Origin of the sequence: Caballeronia sp. AZ1_KS37, assembly GCF_023631165.1 — a bacterium.
In the GTDB taxonomy this organism is placed as follows: Bacteria; Pseudomonadota; Gammaproteobacteria; order Burkholderiales; family Burkholderiaceae; genus Caballeronia; species Caballeronia zhejiangensis.
The window spans coordinates 312,424-324,779 of record NZ_JALQDP010000038.1 but is presented as its reverse complement, the minus strand read 5'-3'; the positions used below and the strand labels follow the sequence as shown (position 1 = coordinate 324,779).

Here is a 12,356-nt window from a genome sequence, read left to right as displayed (position 1 = left end):
GCGTCGCGCGGGCCTAGATTGATGTCATCGTCATTCGAAGGTAGCGAGTCATGGCGCATATCCTGACGTCTTGCTGGCACATGCTGTCCAACCGTTTCGAACGGTCGCGCGAGCGCCGCTTTCTGCGTGAAGCCAGACGCGCGATGAATGCGTGCGGGTGCGAAGCGCCGCGCACTTCTACGCGCGGCGACGGAGAGGCGAGCCGCGCGGAGCGGCTCGAACACATCGCGTTATTCGCGCAGGCGGGGTACTTCAACATGGGCAATGCGGTCGACATGTTTCAGCCGCCGGTCGAACCGCCGCTGTTTCGCTGCGATGCAGGCGGCGCGTCGACCGCTCGCACCCATCGATGAGCGCGCGCGACGAATTTACCGCTCGCGCATCGCAAGCCCGCGCGAGCTGACCCATTACATAGAAAGGACTGCACTGTGGCTGCATTCGACATCGACGACATCGTCCAATCGCTTCAGACAGTCCGCCAGCAGTGGCGCGAAGCCCAGAAGCGCTCGCTCGAACCGGGCGGGCGCGAGCTTCCCGCACGCGAGGCGCTTGGCGACATCATCGGCGCACTGAAAGGCGCGCTCTTTCCGATGCGGCTCGGACCGCCCGACCTGCGACAGGAAAGCGAAAACTTCTACGTCGGCCACGCGCTCGACTTCGCGCTGCAAGGGCTGCTCGTGCAGGCGAAGCTCGAACTGCAATACAAGGCGCGTCATCTGCCGCGCGACGATCACGCCGTCGAAACGCGCGCGAGCGATGCGATACGCGCGTTCGCGAAAACCCTGCCGCGCATTCGCAGTCTGCTCGACAGCGACATCCTCGCGGCCTATCAGGGCGACCCGGCGGCGGGCAGCGTCGATGAAGTGCTGCTCTGCTATCCCGGCATTCTCGTGATGATTCACCATCGCGTCGCGCACGAGCTCTACCGGCTCGGGTTGCCGCTGCTCGCGCGCATCGTCGCCGAACTCGCGCATGGGGAAACGGGCATCGACATTCATCCGGGCGCGCGCATCGGCTCGGGCTTTTTCATCGATCACGGCACGGGCGTGGTGATCGGCGAGACGGCGGTCATCGGCAATCGCGTGCGCGTCTATCAGGCGGTGACGCTCGGAGCGAAACGCTTTCCGCGCGACGCGGAAGGTCATCTGGAGAAGGGCCTCGCGCGTCATCCGATCGTCGAGGACGATGTGGTCATCTATGCGGGCGCGACGATCCTCGGACGCGTGACGCTCGGACGCGGCGCGGTGATCGGCGGCAACGTATGGCTCACGCACGACGTCGCGCCCGGTGCTTCGGTGACGCAGGCGCTTTCGCAAAGCGGTGAGGAAGGCGCGCGTGCGTCCGCAGTGGAGGTTGCGCGGTAAGCACTATGATTCGCGAAGCGCAAGCCTGAATGCAGAAGTTCAAGCGCGCAACGCATGGAAAAGTCAACCATGCGCCGCGACGCTCACGCCTGACCGAGCACCCCGAGCCAAGCCTGACCGATGACTTCATGCGCCGCATCCGCGTTCGGCGGATGAAACGCGCCCGCGCGCACATCGCGATACAGCCGTTCCAGCTCGCTATGACGCGACAGCGAAGCCGCGCCTGCGATCTTCAGCGCGAGGTTCACCACGCGCAACGCGCCATCGACGGCATGCTGTTTCGCCGCAAGCAAGTGCGCGATCCACGGTTCGCTTTCGCCGTAACCCGTCCACCAGCGCTCGGCCGCGCGCTCGACGAGCGCCTCGATGCTCGCAAGCTCGATGGCCGCCTGCGCGACCGCCTGCTGCGTCAGCGGCTTGTACGCATAAGTCTTGCCGCCGATGGCCGGCGATGCACGCTGCTTCGCCGATTCCACCGCGATGTCGAACGCGCGCTTCGCGATGCCGTAATAGACCGCGCCGAGACCGGGCAGCACCGCGCCGAGAATGCCATCGACGAAAGGATCGTCGGGAATGCCCGCCGGCAGCACGCGGATCACCTTGTCGCGCGGCGCGATGGCGCCTTCGAGCCAGGTATCGTCGCTGCGTGTCGCGCGCAGGCCGAGCGCATCCCAGGTCTGCACCGTGCGATGTCCCGCCGCGTCACGCCGGATGAACGCATGCACGATCTTCGGCGCCTGCGGATCGGAGTCGTCGATGCCATGCACGCCGAGCCAGTCCCATGCGGGCGCGAGCGAGGTGAAGATCTTGCGGCCGTCGAAGCGATAGCCGCCGTCCGGCAACGGCGTCGCCTTCACCGACGACCACGCGAGACCGAGATCGTTGCCCGGCTCGCCATGGCCTGCCGCGAACACCTTGCCCGCGCCCGCTTCCTCGAGAATCCATTGCGCGGACTTGTCGCCGCGCCGATACAGATGCAGCGCCGCGCCGACCCAGTACAGATGCATGTTCAGCGCAAGCGCCGTCGATGGCGCGCGGGCCGCGAGCCGCACCTGCTCGCGCAGCAGTTGCGGCAGCGTGAGGCCGAGTCCGCCGAATTCGATCGGCACCGTGGCGCGCAGGAAACCGGCTTCGTGAAGATCGCGCAGGTCGTCGGAGAAGAAGCGATTCTCGCGGTCATAACCGGCGGCGCGCTGGCCGATCGCATCGAGCAGCGCGTCGGACAGCAGATGCGAGGCATCGCCCGGCGCGGGCGACGCGATGACGGGTTCGAGTACGGCGCTCATCGAAACTCTCCTGTGTGCGGATGCGGGATCGGCATTACGCGAGCGCCGAGAAATACTTCTCGTCGGGCACGACGCCGGCCGCGATGAAGATGCGGTTCGTATGGTTGAACCACGACGCGGTTTCGATCGCTTCGAGGATATCGGCGTCGTCGAGGCCGAGCGTGCGCAGGCGGTCGAAGTCCTTACGGGTAATCGCGCGCGGCGATGTCGTGATGGTCTCGGCGATTTCGGCGAGCGCCAGTTGCCGCGCGGACAGATCCGCGAGGTGATAGTCGAGCGCAATGCGCCGGGCCTGCACGCGGTCGCCGAGCGCCTCGCCGAGCGCATGCGCGTGATGGATTGCGCACAGCCCGCAGCCGTTCGTGCGCGACACGATCACCGCGATCAGCTCGCGCTCGTCGAGCGGCAGTCGTCCGCCCGTCGCGCTGAAAAGTTTCTCGAAGTACTGCGTGAAGCGGCGCGCGGTATCGGCATTCAGGGACAGCGCCCGAATCCAGTTGTCGCCGCCGTGCTGCTCGACCAGTTGCCGGAGATCGTCGCTCAGCGCATCGTGCGTCGGAACGTCGAGCCGTCCGATGACGTGCGTCTCAGTGCTCAGAACTTCTGCCATGTCACATGCCTCGCCTGGAAGGAGTGAAGAGAAGCTGCGGCTCATTATGCGCAGCGATCTTTCGTGCGATCCAATATCGATTTGCGATTTGCAATTCGGCGAGCGCGATGTGTCCAAACACCGATTAGCTTATGAAAAATCAGTCACACCGCTCGTCGGCGAGTGCGTTAATTTGGATGCCCGAACATAGCGCCAGGAGACTCCATACGATGTCCACTCTTGCACCTTCAGATCCGTTCGCCGATCAGCTGAATTCGGATGCCGATGCAATACGCGAACCGGTTTCCCGTTTCGGCTTGCCCGACGAGGCCCGCTTGCCGCCGCACGTCGCGGCGATCCACGCGAAGTTTCGCCGTCAGTATGGCTTCGTGCCCAACTGGCTTGCGGCGCTTTCCGTCAACCCCGATACCGCGTACCGGCTCGTCACGTTCTACGAGCATCTATTCGATCCGCACCGCAGCCATCTCACGGCAGCCGAGCGCGAGCTGATCGCGGTGGTCACGTCGGCCGTGAACGAATGCAGCTATTGCGTTTTCAATCACACGCAGGCGCTGGCGGCCGTCTCGGGCGATACCGTGCGTGCGCAGCGCATCGCGCAGGGCTTTCGCCATGTGCGCCTGTCCGTGAAGGAGGCGGCGCTCGCGGAGATCGCGGAGCGCCTCACGCGCGAGCCGGGCAGCATTCGCGATGAGCATCTGCAATGGCTGCGCTCGATCGGCTTCACGCAGCAGGCGGTGACCGAAGTGCTGGAGATATCGGCGTTCTTCAACTATGCGAACCGGCTGACCATCGCGTTGAATGTGGTGCCGGACGAACAGTTCTTTGCGGGCCGCGATCCGGCGACACAATGAAGCCGGGGCCTGTTTCCTTCCGAAAACAGGCCCCGCGTCCCGATGATCGGCGATGCTTCGCCGTCGCGTTCAATGCTGCGGCGCGTCTTCCCACGCCGGCAACGTCGCCCCGTGATACACGGAAAGAATCGACGACGCGACATTCGCCTGCTGATAGCTCTCGACCAGTGCCTTGACCCACGGCGCCTGCGCATCTTTCGCGTTCACCGCGATGAAGTTGCGATACGGATTGTTCGTCACCTTTTCCTGCGCGATGCGCTCCTGCGGAATCTGGATGCCCGCCTTGATCGCCCAATCGGTATTGACGACCGCGGCGTCGACATCGCCGATCGCGCGGCCGACGATACCCGCGTCCAGTTCCTTGATCTGCACATGCTTCGGGTTGCTCGCAATGTCACGAGCGGTCGGCAGCAGGCCGACGTTCTCGCGCAGCTTGATGACGCCGTTCGCCTGCAGGAGCAGCAGGGCGCGGCCTTCGTTGCTCGGGTCGTTCGGCACGCCGATCGACGCGTTCTGCGGCAGCGCGTCCACCGACTTCACCTTGCGCGAGTAGAGGCCGATCGGCTGCACATAGGTGAAGCCGACCGGCACGATGTCGTAATGGCGCGCCTGGATCTGCGCATCGAGATAAGGCTTGTGCTGGAACGAGTTGGCGTCGAGATCGTGCTGCGCGAGCGCCTCGTTGGGCTGCGTATAGTCGGAGAAGGTCGTGACCTTGACCGTGATGCCGCGCTTCGCGGCGTTGGCCGCGACGGTGCGCCAGACATCCTCGTCCTCGCCGGACATGATGCCGACCCGCACGGTCTGGTTCGCCGCGAACGACGGCTGCGCGCTCACGACGGCGCACGCGAGCAGGACCGGGAACAGGACAGTCTTGAATGAATGCTTGATCTTCACGAATGGACAGGCAGGCTGGTTGAAAGAAGCCGATGCTAGAGGCGCGGCGCGTGCGCGGCAAATAATATCGGGCGCTATGGATATGTCCCGTCGCATGATTTGCAAATGGTCAGCGCGATCGAGCGTGTTTGCGCGAGTTGGAGTAAGTTGACGCGGTTCGCCACTCCTTCATTCATCGACGCGATGCCACAGTCCCGACAACTCCATCTCGGCGCATTCATGCGTCCGGTGAGCCTGCACACCGGCGCGTGGCGCTATCCCGGCGCGTATCCCGATGCGAACTTCAACTTTCGACATCTGAAGCGGTTCGTTCAGACGCTGGAGAAAGCATGCTTCGATGCGTTCTTCATGGCCGATCATCTTGCCGTGCTGAACATGCCGGTCAACGCGCTCAAGCGCAGCCACACGGCGACATCGTTCGAGCCGTTCACGCTGCTGTCCGCGCTCGCTTCGGTGACTGAGCACATCGGCCTGATCGCTACTGCATCGACGACGTTCGACGAGCCGTATCACATCGCGCGGCGGTTCGCATCGCTCGATCATCTGAGCGAAGGGCGCGCGGGCTGGAATCTCGTCACCACGTCGAACCCGGATGCCGCGCTGAATTTCGGCCGCGACGAACACATGGAGCACGACGAGCGCTATCGGCGCGCGCACGAGTTCTACGATGTCGTTACCGGTCTCTGGGATAGCTGGGCCGACGACGCCTTCGTGCAGGACACGCAACGCGGCCTCTTCTTCGATCCCGCGAAGCTGCACGTGCTCGATCACAAGGGCGAATATCTGTCGGTGCGCGGGCCGCTGAACATCGCGCGGCCGGTGCAGGGCTGGCCGGTCGTGGTGCAGGCGGGATCGTCCGAAGCGGGCAGGCAGCTCGCCGCCGAAACCGCCGATGCCGTCTTCACCGCGCAGCCGAATCTCGCCGCGGGCAAGCGCTTTTATGCCGATGTCAAAGGCCGGATGGAGCGCGCAGGCCGCGCGCGCGAGCATCTGAAGATACTGCCGGGCGCGTTCGTCGTAGTGGGCGACTCGCGTGACGAAGCGCAGGAAAAGCGCGCATTGCTCGACACTTTCGTGCATGACGACAGCGGTTTCGCGTCGCTGTCGATCGCGCTCGGCCACGATGTCTCGTCGTTCGATCCGGACGGCCCGTTGCCCGAGATTCCCGAAACCAACGCGAGCAGAAGTGCGCGCGAACGCGTCATCGACATGGCGCGCGCGGAGGGGCTCACCGTTCGGCAACTGGCGCAGCGTGTCGGCGGCTATTCCGGCTTGCAGATGGTCGGCACCGCGACGGATATCGCCGACGAAATGGAACAGTGGCTCGTCGAGGAAGGCAGCGACGGCTTCAACGTGATGTTCCCGTATCTGCCCGCGGGCCTGGATGATTTCGTCGCCAAGGTGGTGCCGGAGTTGCAGCGGCGCGGCATTTTCCGTCGCGCTTACGAGAGTTCGACACTGCGTGAGCATCTCGGCTTGCCGAGGCCGGCCAACCGTTTCTTCGCGCGCGGCTGATGCGCGCGGCATCGCGCGGAACGTGCGTCGGGATACCAAGCATCGTCCATGGTCGAAGCGCACGGATCGACCGTATGCTTTCGACGTCTTGCCTGCCTCAGCGCTGTGCGAGCGCGACTTCGCGAGTCACTGCATGCCACGCATCCGGCCGGTGCGAAGCGAACGCGAGTGCGAAGTTCGACGCCTGCTGTCCGACGGTAAACAACTGCTCGACGACCTTCGGATCGGAACAATGGTCGGCGCTTTCGAAGCGCGTTTCCAGCGTGTTGACGGCGGCGCCGAAGGGCGTCGGCCAGCCGCGCAGCGCATGCACGATCGAGCGCAGCGAGGTCAGCACCGTGCCCGCCGCCTGCCAGCCATAAGCGGTGACGATGCTGCCGACCGCGCGGCCGTCGAGATAAGGGCGCTCGTCGTTGCGCAGTTCTTCGAGTGTGTCGAGCGCGTTCTTCACGAGCCCGGAGATACCGCCGTGATAACCGGGCGTCGCGATGACGAGCGCATCGGCGTCGCGCACGGCTTCGATCAGTTCGCGCTGGGCGTCGGTGAGATCGCGCGTTTCGGGCGCGTAGTGGGGCAGGCTGTGCAGAAATGCGCCGCCGAACAGGCGCACGCGAGCGCCGGATTCTTCCGCGCCTTTGAGCGCGAAGCCCAGCGCGCGTTCGGTGGACGATGCAGGGCGCGTAGTGCCGCCGATGCCGACCACGAGCGGCCGGCGAATGGGTTCGATACGGGACAAGATAACAACTCCGGATAAGGCGGAACAGCGCGCAGCGACTATTCAGCGGGCGGCTAAGACTGACCATGATAGTCGCCCGGATCGCCAAGCGGAAAGCACGAATCGAGCTAAGGATATGCGTGTACATGCCCGCGGCGCGGGAAGGCGGCTTATCGTCGGCGCCGATTTAATCAGCACGGGAAGTCATATCGCGTTCGCGCCGCACGGCTTATGCTGGAAGCCCTTTTTTATTTCGATCGCCAGAATCCATGACGCACCGACCCGCACCGACCGATATCGACATTCATCCTTTGCTCGCCGGACGATGGAGTCCGCGCGCCTATGGCGAACAGCCCGTCGCGCACGCCGATGTGCTTGCGCTGCTCGAAGCGGCGCGCTGGGCGCCATCGGCGTATAACGTGCAGCCCTGGCGCTTTCTCGTGTTCGAGAAGACCCGGAACGCTGCCGCATTCGAGGACGCCTTCGCCACGCTGGTTCCGTTCAACCAGACGTGGAACCGGAACGCGCAAGTGCTGATCGCGGTGCTCGCGGATACGCTCAACGCCAAGGGCGAGGTCAATCCGAACGCGAGCTACGATACCGGCGCCGCGGCGCTGGCGCTGCTGCTCGAGGCGCATGCGCGCGGCCTCGCCGCCCATTCGATGAGCGGCTTCGACGCGAAGGCCTTGCGGGACGCGTTCGGCATCGCGGAGCGCTACACGCCGCTCGCCGTGATCTCGGTTGCGCATCATGGCGATGTAGGCGTGCTGTCCGACGCGTTGGCCGAACGGGAGCAAGCGCCGCGCAAGCGGCTGCCGGTGGTCGACATCGCGCAGTTCGGCGGGTGGAAGAACTAAGTAAAGCGGGAGCGCGCCGCGACATGGCGCGCGACTGTGCAGCGCACGGTTTCTCGTCCCGGGTGTAAAGCCCATGTCGATTCGTGTCGATAAAGACTAGTCAAAACGTGCGCCGCGTGCGCGATCCGAAAAATTCATGAAAGATAAGCCAGCCATCCAGCTCGCGCACGGCGATGCGTCGCACAAGTGCACGGGTTGCCGCGTCCCCGATAGCGACGTCATCGATCTGGCCTTCGCGTTCCAGCCTATCGTCGATACGCGCAATGGCGTCGCGTATGCCCATGAGGCGCTGGTGCGCGGCCCGAACGGCGAATCGGCGGGATCGGTGCTCGCGCGGGTCGACGAAGCCAATCGCTACCATTTCGATCAACGCTGCCGCACCGTGGCGATCGAACAGGCCGCGTCGCTCGACATGAGCGGATTCCTGTCGATCAATTTCATGCCGAACGCGGTTTATCAGCCTGAAGCGTGTATCCGCAGCACGTTCGAGGCGGCCGAGAAATTCAAGTTCGCGACCGATCGCATCATCTTCGAAACCGTAGAGGGCGAGAGCGTCATCAGCCGCTCGCATCTGGTCGAGATATTTCGTGCGTACAGACGCTTCGGCTTTCAGACCGCCATCGACGATTTCGGCGCCGGCTACTCCGGGCTCACGCTGCTCGCCGAATTCCAGCCAGATTTCATCAAACTCGACATGGAACTGGTGCGCGGAATCGACACGGATTCGGTGCGGCAGAGCATCGTGCGGGGCGTGTTGTCCATGTGCGGCGATCTCGGCATCCGCGTGATCGCCGAAGGCATCGAAACCCGTGGCGAGCGGGACTTCTTCTTCGCGCAGGGCGTCACGCTGATGCAGGGATATTTCTTCGCGAAGCCCGCGTTTCGCTCTCTGCCCGCGCCGACCGAAGACTGGACAGTCCAGTCCTGAGCGCGCGAAATTGCCGTTTCAGCCGTGCTTTTCGCAAAGCAAGCTGACTTGGCGACCAAAACTCTTCAAGGCCGAAAAATTGCTAGGAGGTAAAAAACACCACTCAAAGGTCGGTTATGCCAGAGATCGTTCCACTGCCGCTCACGAAGACAGGAATCCCCGAACTCGATGTCGTTCTGCGCGGCGGGCTGCCGACGCATCGGCTGCATCTCGTCGAAGGGGCGCCCGGCACTGGAAAAACCACGATCGGCATGCGCTTCCTCATTGCGGGCGTCGAGAAAGCTGCGAAGTGCCTGTATGTCACCTTTTCGGAGTCGGAGCAGGAGCTTCGAAGCGCCGCAGCCACGCATGGCTGGGACATGTCCGGTATCGATATCTTCGAACTGATACCGGACGAGGCCAACGCATCGCGTCAGCAAACGGTGCTCTTTCCGTCGGAGGTCGAGTTCGACAGGACCATCGAACGGATCATCCGCCGCGTGGAGGAGACAGGCGCCGAGAGGGTCGTCATCGACAGCGTGTCGGAGTTGCACATGCTCGCGCAAAACAAGCTCGCCTACCGGCGGCAGATGCTCGAACTCAAGCGCTTCATGCAGGGAAGGGAGGTCACCGCCATCCTTCTCGACGACCTTCTGAGCGGAGAGGACGGAGAACTTCATAGTTTTGTCCATGGCGTTATCACGCTCCAACTGATCGAGCGCGACTACGGCGCCGCGCGCAGGCGGCTGCGGGTCGCAAAAATGCGCGGCATGAACTTCCAGAGCGGATGGCATGACTACATGCTCGTGCCGGGAGAAGTGCTCGTGTTTCCGAGCCTGATCGCCGACGAACATGCGAGTCTTCCCGGCGGAGCGCCGCTCGAAAGCGGCTTCGCGGACCTCGATCGCATTCTCGGCCACGGACTCGATCGCGGGACGACCACGATGATGATCGGTCCATCGGGTGCGGGAAAATCGTCGATCGCCTTGAGCTATGCGCTGTCGAGCGCGAACAACGGCGAGTTTGCGTCCTACTTCTCGTTCGATGAGACCTACGAGACATTCCTGCGACGCGGCCACAGCCTGGGCCTGAGCGCGGACGAGGCCATGGCGAGCGAGCGATTCTCGTGGCGGCGGATGAACCCGTCGCGTCTCTCGCCGGGCGAATTCGTGTGGGCCGTGCGCCGCGATGTCGAAGACCGCAACGCTCGCGTGGTCGTCATCGATAGCATCAATTCGTATCTGAGCACGATGCCGGAAGAGCGTTCGCTCGTGCTGCATCTGCATGAGTTGCTCACCTATCTGAATCGGCGCGGCGTCGTGACGATCATCGTGCTCGCTCAACAGGGCGTGGTCGGCGATGTCCAGAACCCGATCGACCTCAGTTTCCTCAGCGACACCGTGTTGCTTCTGCGCTTTTTCGAAGCCGCGGGCCGTTTGCGGCGCGCGCTTTCGGTCATCAAACAGCGAACGGGCCTGCACGACAACGCGATCCACGAATATCAGCTTTCGTCGATTGGCGTGGAAGTCGGGCCACCGCTCGAAACCTTGCGCGGCATTTTCACCGGCGTTCCGACCTACGAAGGCGCCCGCGAAGAATTGATCGGCGAGGGCGACCAACCGGCTGACGCGTCATGATGCGTGACGAAGCGCCGACGACGGTGCAGGTGCTCGCGCCGGTCGGACAGGATGCGCGGATCATCGTCGAGACGCTGCGCGCCGGCGGCATCGATGCGCTCGAAATCGGCACATTGGCCGATATCTGCAAACAGCTTCGGCAAAACGACGGCATGAGCATCGCGGGGCTGCTGTTGACCGAAGAGTCGCTTTCCGAGCTGGCGCCGTCGGGCGATTTTGCCGACTGCCTCGAAAAACAGCCGCCGTGGTCGGACATTCCTATCTGCATTCTGACGGTGCCGGGCGATCGTCCGAGCACGGTGCAACGCTGGCGTCTCTTCGAAGCGCTCGGCAATGTCACGTTGCTCGCACGACCGTTGACCGCGGAAGTGCTTCAAAGCGTGGCGCGCGGTCTGATTCGCGCGCGCGCACGGCAGCTTCAGACGAAACGGCATCTCGACGAGCTCAAGGACGCCGCGCAGCTTCTGGAACGGCGGGTCGCCGAGCGCACCGAAGAGCTGATGACGGCCGAAGAAACGCTTCGGCAAGCACAAAAGATGGAGGCGATCGGTCAGCTCACGGGCGGCATCGCGCACGACTTCAACAACCTGCTGCAGGTCATCAACACCAACATGGAGTTGACCAAGCTGCGCATGCGCCAGGGCCGTTTCGCCGACATCGAACGCTTCGTCCAAAGCGCGCACGATGCGACGCAGCGAGCCGGCGCGCTGACGCATCGGCTGCTTGCCTTCGCACGCAGACAAACGCTCGACCCCAAGGCGATCTCGCCGAACCGCCTGATCGACGGCATGCTCGATCTGATAAGGCGCACCTTGGGACCGTCCGTCGAAGTGAATGCGCGGCTCGAAGAAACCCTGCACACGACGTTGAGCGACCCGGTGCAACTGGAGAACGCCGTGCTCAACCTGTGCATCAACGCACGCGACGCCATGCCCGCGGGCGGCACGCTGACGATCCGCACGAACAACGTCTCCTTCAAGGGACGCCTTGCGCGCCTGCACGGTTTGAGCGATGGCGATTACGTCGTGATCGCGGTCGCCGACACGGGATACGGCATGGCAGCGGAAATCATCGACAAGGCGTTCGATCCGTTCTTCACCACGAAGCCCTTGGGGCAGGGCACGGGCCTGGGCTTGTCCATGGTGTACGGATTTTCGCGTCAGTCGGGGGGCAAAGTGTCGATCGAGTCGCAGGTCGGCAAGGGCACGACGGTGAGCATCTATCTGCCGCGACTGACGGATTCGACACCGGAAGCGGAAGATTTGCCGGCGACGATCGTCCTGCCTGCTGTCGGAAAGCAGCGCACGGTGCTCGTCGTCGATGACGAAGCCGATATTCGCCTGGGCTGCACCGAAGTGCTGAAGGATGCGGGTTTCAATGTCATCGAAGCCAGCGACGGTCCGTCCGGGCTCGACATCCTCAATTCGAACGCGGAGATCGACATCCTGGTTAGCGACATCGGCATGCCGGGCATGAACGGGAAGGAGATGGTGGACCGGGCGCGGTTCAGGCGGCCCGCCTTGCCGGTCCTTTTCATGACGGGATATGCGGAGAAATCGGTGTTCGGCAACGGCAGGGTCGAAGAGGGCGCGCACCTGCTGACGAAGCCGTTTGCGATCGAAGAGCTCGTGCTGAAAATTAACGACATGATCGACGCAGAAGACTGACGCGCTCGACGTCGAACCTGCGAGACGGGAAGTCCGGAGCGTCGTCTTGC

The 12,356-nt window shown here is 63.6% G+C and carries 12 protein-coding genes; 8 read left to right on the top strand and 4 right to left on the bottom strand.

Features of this window, described 5'->3' with window-relative positions; genetic code table 11:
- The first annotated feature begins 50 nt into the window (after nucleotides 1–50).
- Both NCS00_RS27170 and epsC read left to right on the top strand, forming a co-directional pair.
- Entirely contained in the window at nucleotides 51–353 is a 303-nt protein-coding gene (locus NCS00_RS27170) for a hypothetical protein (RefSeq protein WP_250441475.1), read from the top strand.
- Nucleotides 354–428: 75 nt separating this feature from the next.
- Nucleotides 429–1,364 (top strand): serine O-acetyltransferase EpsC, encoded by a 936-nt coding sequence (epsC, locus tag NCS00_RS27165; protein ID WP_250441474.1) that lies wholly within the window; start codon nucleotides 429–431, stop codon nucleotides 1,362–1,364.
- 83 nt (nucleotides 1,365–1,447) lie between these two features.
- On the opposite strand, the gene NCS00_RS27160 is transcribed toward epsC, so the two are convergent.
- Together NCS00_RS27160 and NCS00_RS27155 are read right to left on the bottom strand one after the other, a co-directional pair.
- On the bottom strand, nucleotides 1,448–2,650 hold the full coding sequence (locus NCS00_RS27160) for an acyl-CoA dehydrogenase family protein (RefSeq protein ID WP_008346754.1): 1,203 nt from the start codon (nucleotides 2,648–2,650) through the stop codon (nucleotides 1,448–1,450).
- A gap of 34 nt (nucleotides 2,651–2,684) precedes the next feature.
- Nucleotides 2,685–3,260, bottom strand: coding sequence for a peroxidase-related enzyme (locus NCS00_RS27155; protein WP_008346752.1), 576 nt, complete (start codon nucleotides 3,258–3,260; stop codon nucleotides 2,685–2,687).
- 209 nt (nucleotides 3,261–3,469) lie between these two features.
- Between NCS00_RS27155 and NCS00_RS27150 the strand changes: the two genes are divergently transcribed.
- Nucleotides 3,470–4,111, top strand: a complete 642-nt coding sequence (locus tag NCS00_RS27150; RefSeq protein ID WP_008346750.1) for a peroxidase-related enzyme — start codon at nucleotides 3,470–3,472, stop codon at nucleotides 4,109–4,111.
- 69 nt (nucleotides 4,112–4,180) lie between these two features.
- On the opposite strand, the gene NCS00_RS27145 is transcribed toward NCS00_RS27150, so the two are convergent.
- On the bottom strand, nucleotides 4,181–5,008 hold the full coding sequence (locus NCS00_RS27145; protein ID WP_008346747.1) for a MetQ/NlpA family lipoprotein: 828 nt from the start codon (nucleotides 5,006–5,008) through the stop codon (nucleotides 4,181–4,183).
- Nucleotides 5,009–5,191: 183 nt separating this feature from the next.
- Between NCS00_RS27145 and NCS00_RS27140 the strand changes: the two genes are divergently transcribed.
- Nucleotides 5,192–6,523, top strand: coding sequence for an LLM class flavin-dependent oxidoreductase (locus tag NCS00_RS27140; protein ID WP_250441473.1), 1,332 nt, complete (start codon nucleotides 5,192–5,194; stop codon nucleotides 6,521–6,523).
- 97 nt (nucleotides 6,524–6,620) lie between these two features.
- Here NCS00_RS27140 and NCS00_RS27135 read toward each other — a convergent pair whose 3' ends face one another.
- A complete protein-coding gene (locus NCS00_RS27135; protein ID WP_033535800.1) occupies nucleotides 6,621–7,259 on the bottom strand; it encodes an NADPH-dependent FMN reductase in 639 nt (212 codons plus the stop codon).
- Between the two features lie 248 nt (nucleotides 7,260–7,507).
- On the opposite strand from NCS00_RS27135, the gene NCS00_RS27130 reads away from it, so the two are divergent.
- From NCS00_RS27130 to NCS00_RS27115, 4 genes are all read left to right on the top strand, one after another.
- Complete coding sequence (locus NCS00_RS27130; RefSeq protein WP_008346743.1) at nucleotides 7,508–8,095, top strand: nitroreductase family protein; 588 nt, start codon at nucleotides 7,508–7,510, stop codon at nucleotides 8,093–8,095.
- Between the two features lie 136 nt (nucleotides 8,096–8,231).
- Nucleotides 8,232–9,023 carry an EAL domain-containing protein gene (locus NCS00_RS27125; RefSeq protein WP_250441472.1) on the top strand — a complete coding sequence of 264 codons (792 nt, stop codon included), beginning with the start codon at nucleotides 8,232–8,234 and terminating at the stop codon, nucleotides 9,021–9,023.
- A 116-nt stretch (nucleotides 9,024–9,139) separates the two neighbouring features.
- A complete protein-coding gene (locus NCS00_RS27120) occupies nucleotides 9,140–10,639 on the top strand; it encodes an ATPase domain-containing protein (RefSeq protein WP_008346739.1) in 1,500 nt (499 codons plus the stop codon).
- Nucleotides 10,636–12,306 (top strand): ATP-binding protein, encoded by a 1,671-nt coding sequence (locus NCS00_RS27115; protein WP_008346738.1) that lies wholly within the window; start codon nucleotides 10,636–10,638, stop codon nucleotides 12,304–12,306. Before NCS00_RS27120 ends, NCS00_RS27115 begins: the two co-directional genes overlap by 4 nt.
- Nucleotides 12,307–12,356 lie beyond the last annotated feature (50 nt).

Excerpts from the sequence above, each read along its gene's own strand:
- NCS00_RS27160 (WP_008346754.1), bottom strand. The coding sequence starts at position 2,650 with ATGAGCGCCGTACTCGAACCCGTCATCGCGTCGCCCGCGCCGGGCGAT.
- NCS00_RS27170 (WP_250441475.1), top strand. The coding sequence starts at position 51 with ATGGCGCATATCCTGACGTCTTGCTGGCACATGCTGTCCAACCGTTTC.
- NCS00_RS27150 (WP_008346750.1), top strand. The coding sequence starts at position 3,470 with ATGTCCACTCTTGCACCTTCAGATCCGTTCGCCGATCAGCTGAATTCG.
- NCS00_RS27125 (WP_250441472.1), top strand. The coding sequence starts at position 8,232 with ATGAAAGATAAGCCAGCCATCCAGCTCGCGCACGGCGATGCGTCGCAC.
- NCS00_RS27130 (WP_008346743.1), top strand. The coding sequence starts at position 7,508 with ATGACGCACCGACCCGCACCGACCGATATCGACATTCATCCTTTGCTC.
- NCS00_RS27140 (WP_250441473.1), top strand. The coding sequence starts at position 5,192 with ATGCCACAGTCCCGACAACTCCATCTCGGCGCATTCATGCGTCCGGTG.
- NCS00_RS27155 (WP_008346752.1), bottom strand. The coding sequence starts at position 3,260 with ATGGCAGAAGTTCTGAGCACTGAGACGCACGTCATCGGACGGCTCGAC.
- NCS00_RS27115 (WP_008346738.1), top strand. The coding sequence starts at position 10,636 with ATGATGCGTGACGAAGCGCCGACGACGGTGCAGGTGCTCGCGCCGGTC.
- NCS00_RS27120 (WP_008346739.1), top strand. The coding sequence starts at position 9,140 with ATGCCAGAGATCGTTCCACTGCCGCTCACGAAGACAGGAATCCCCGAA.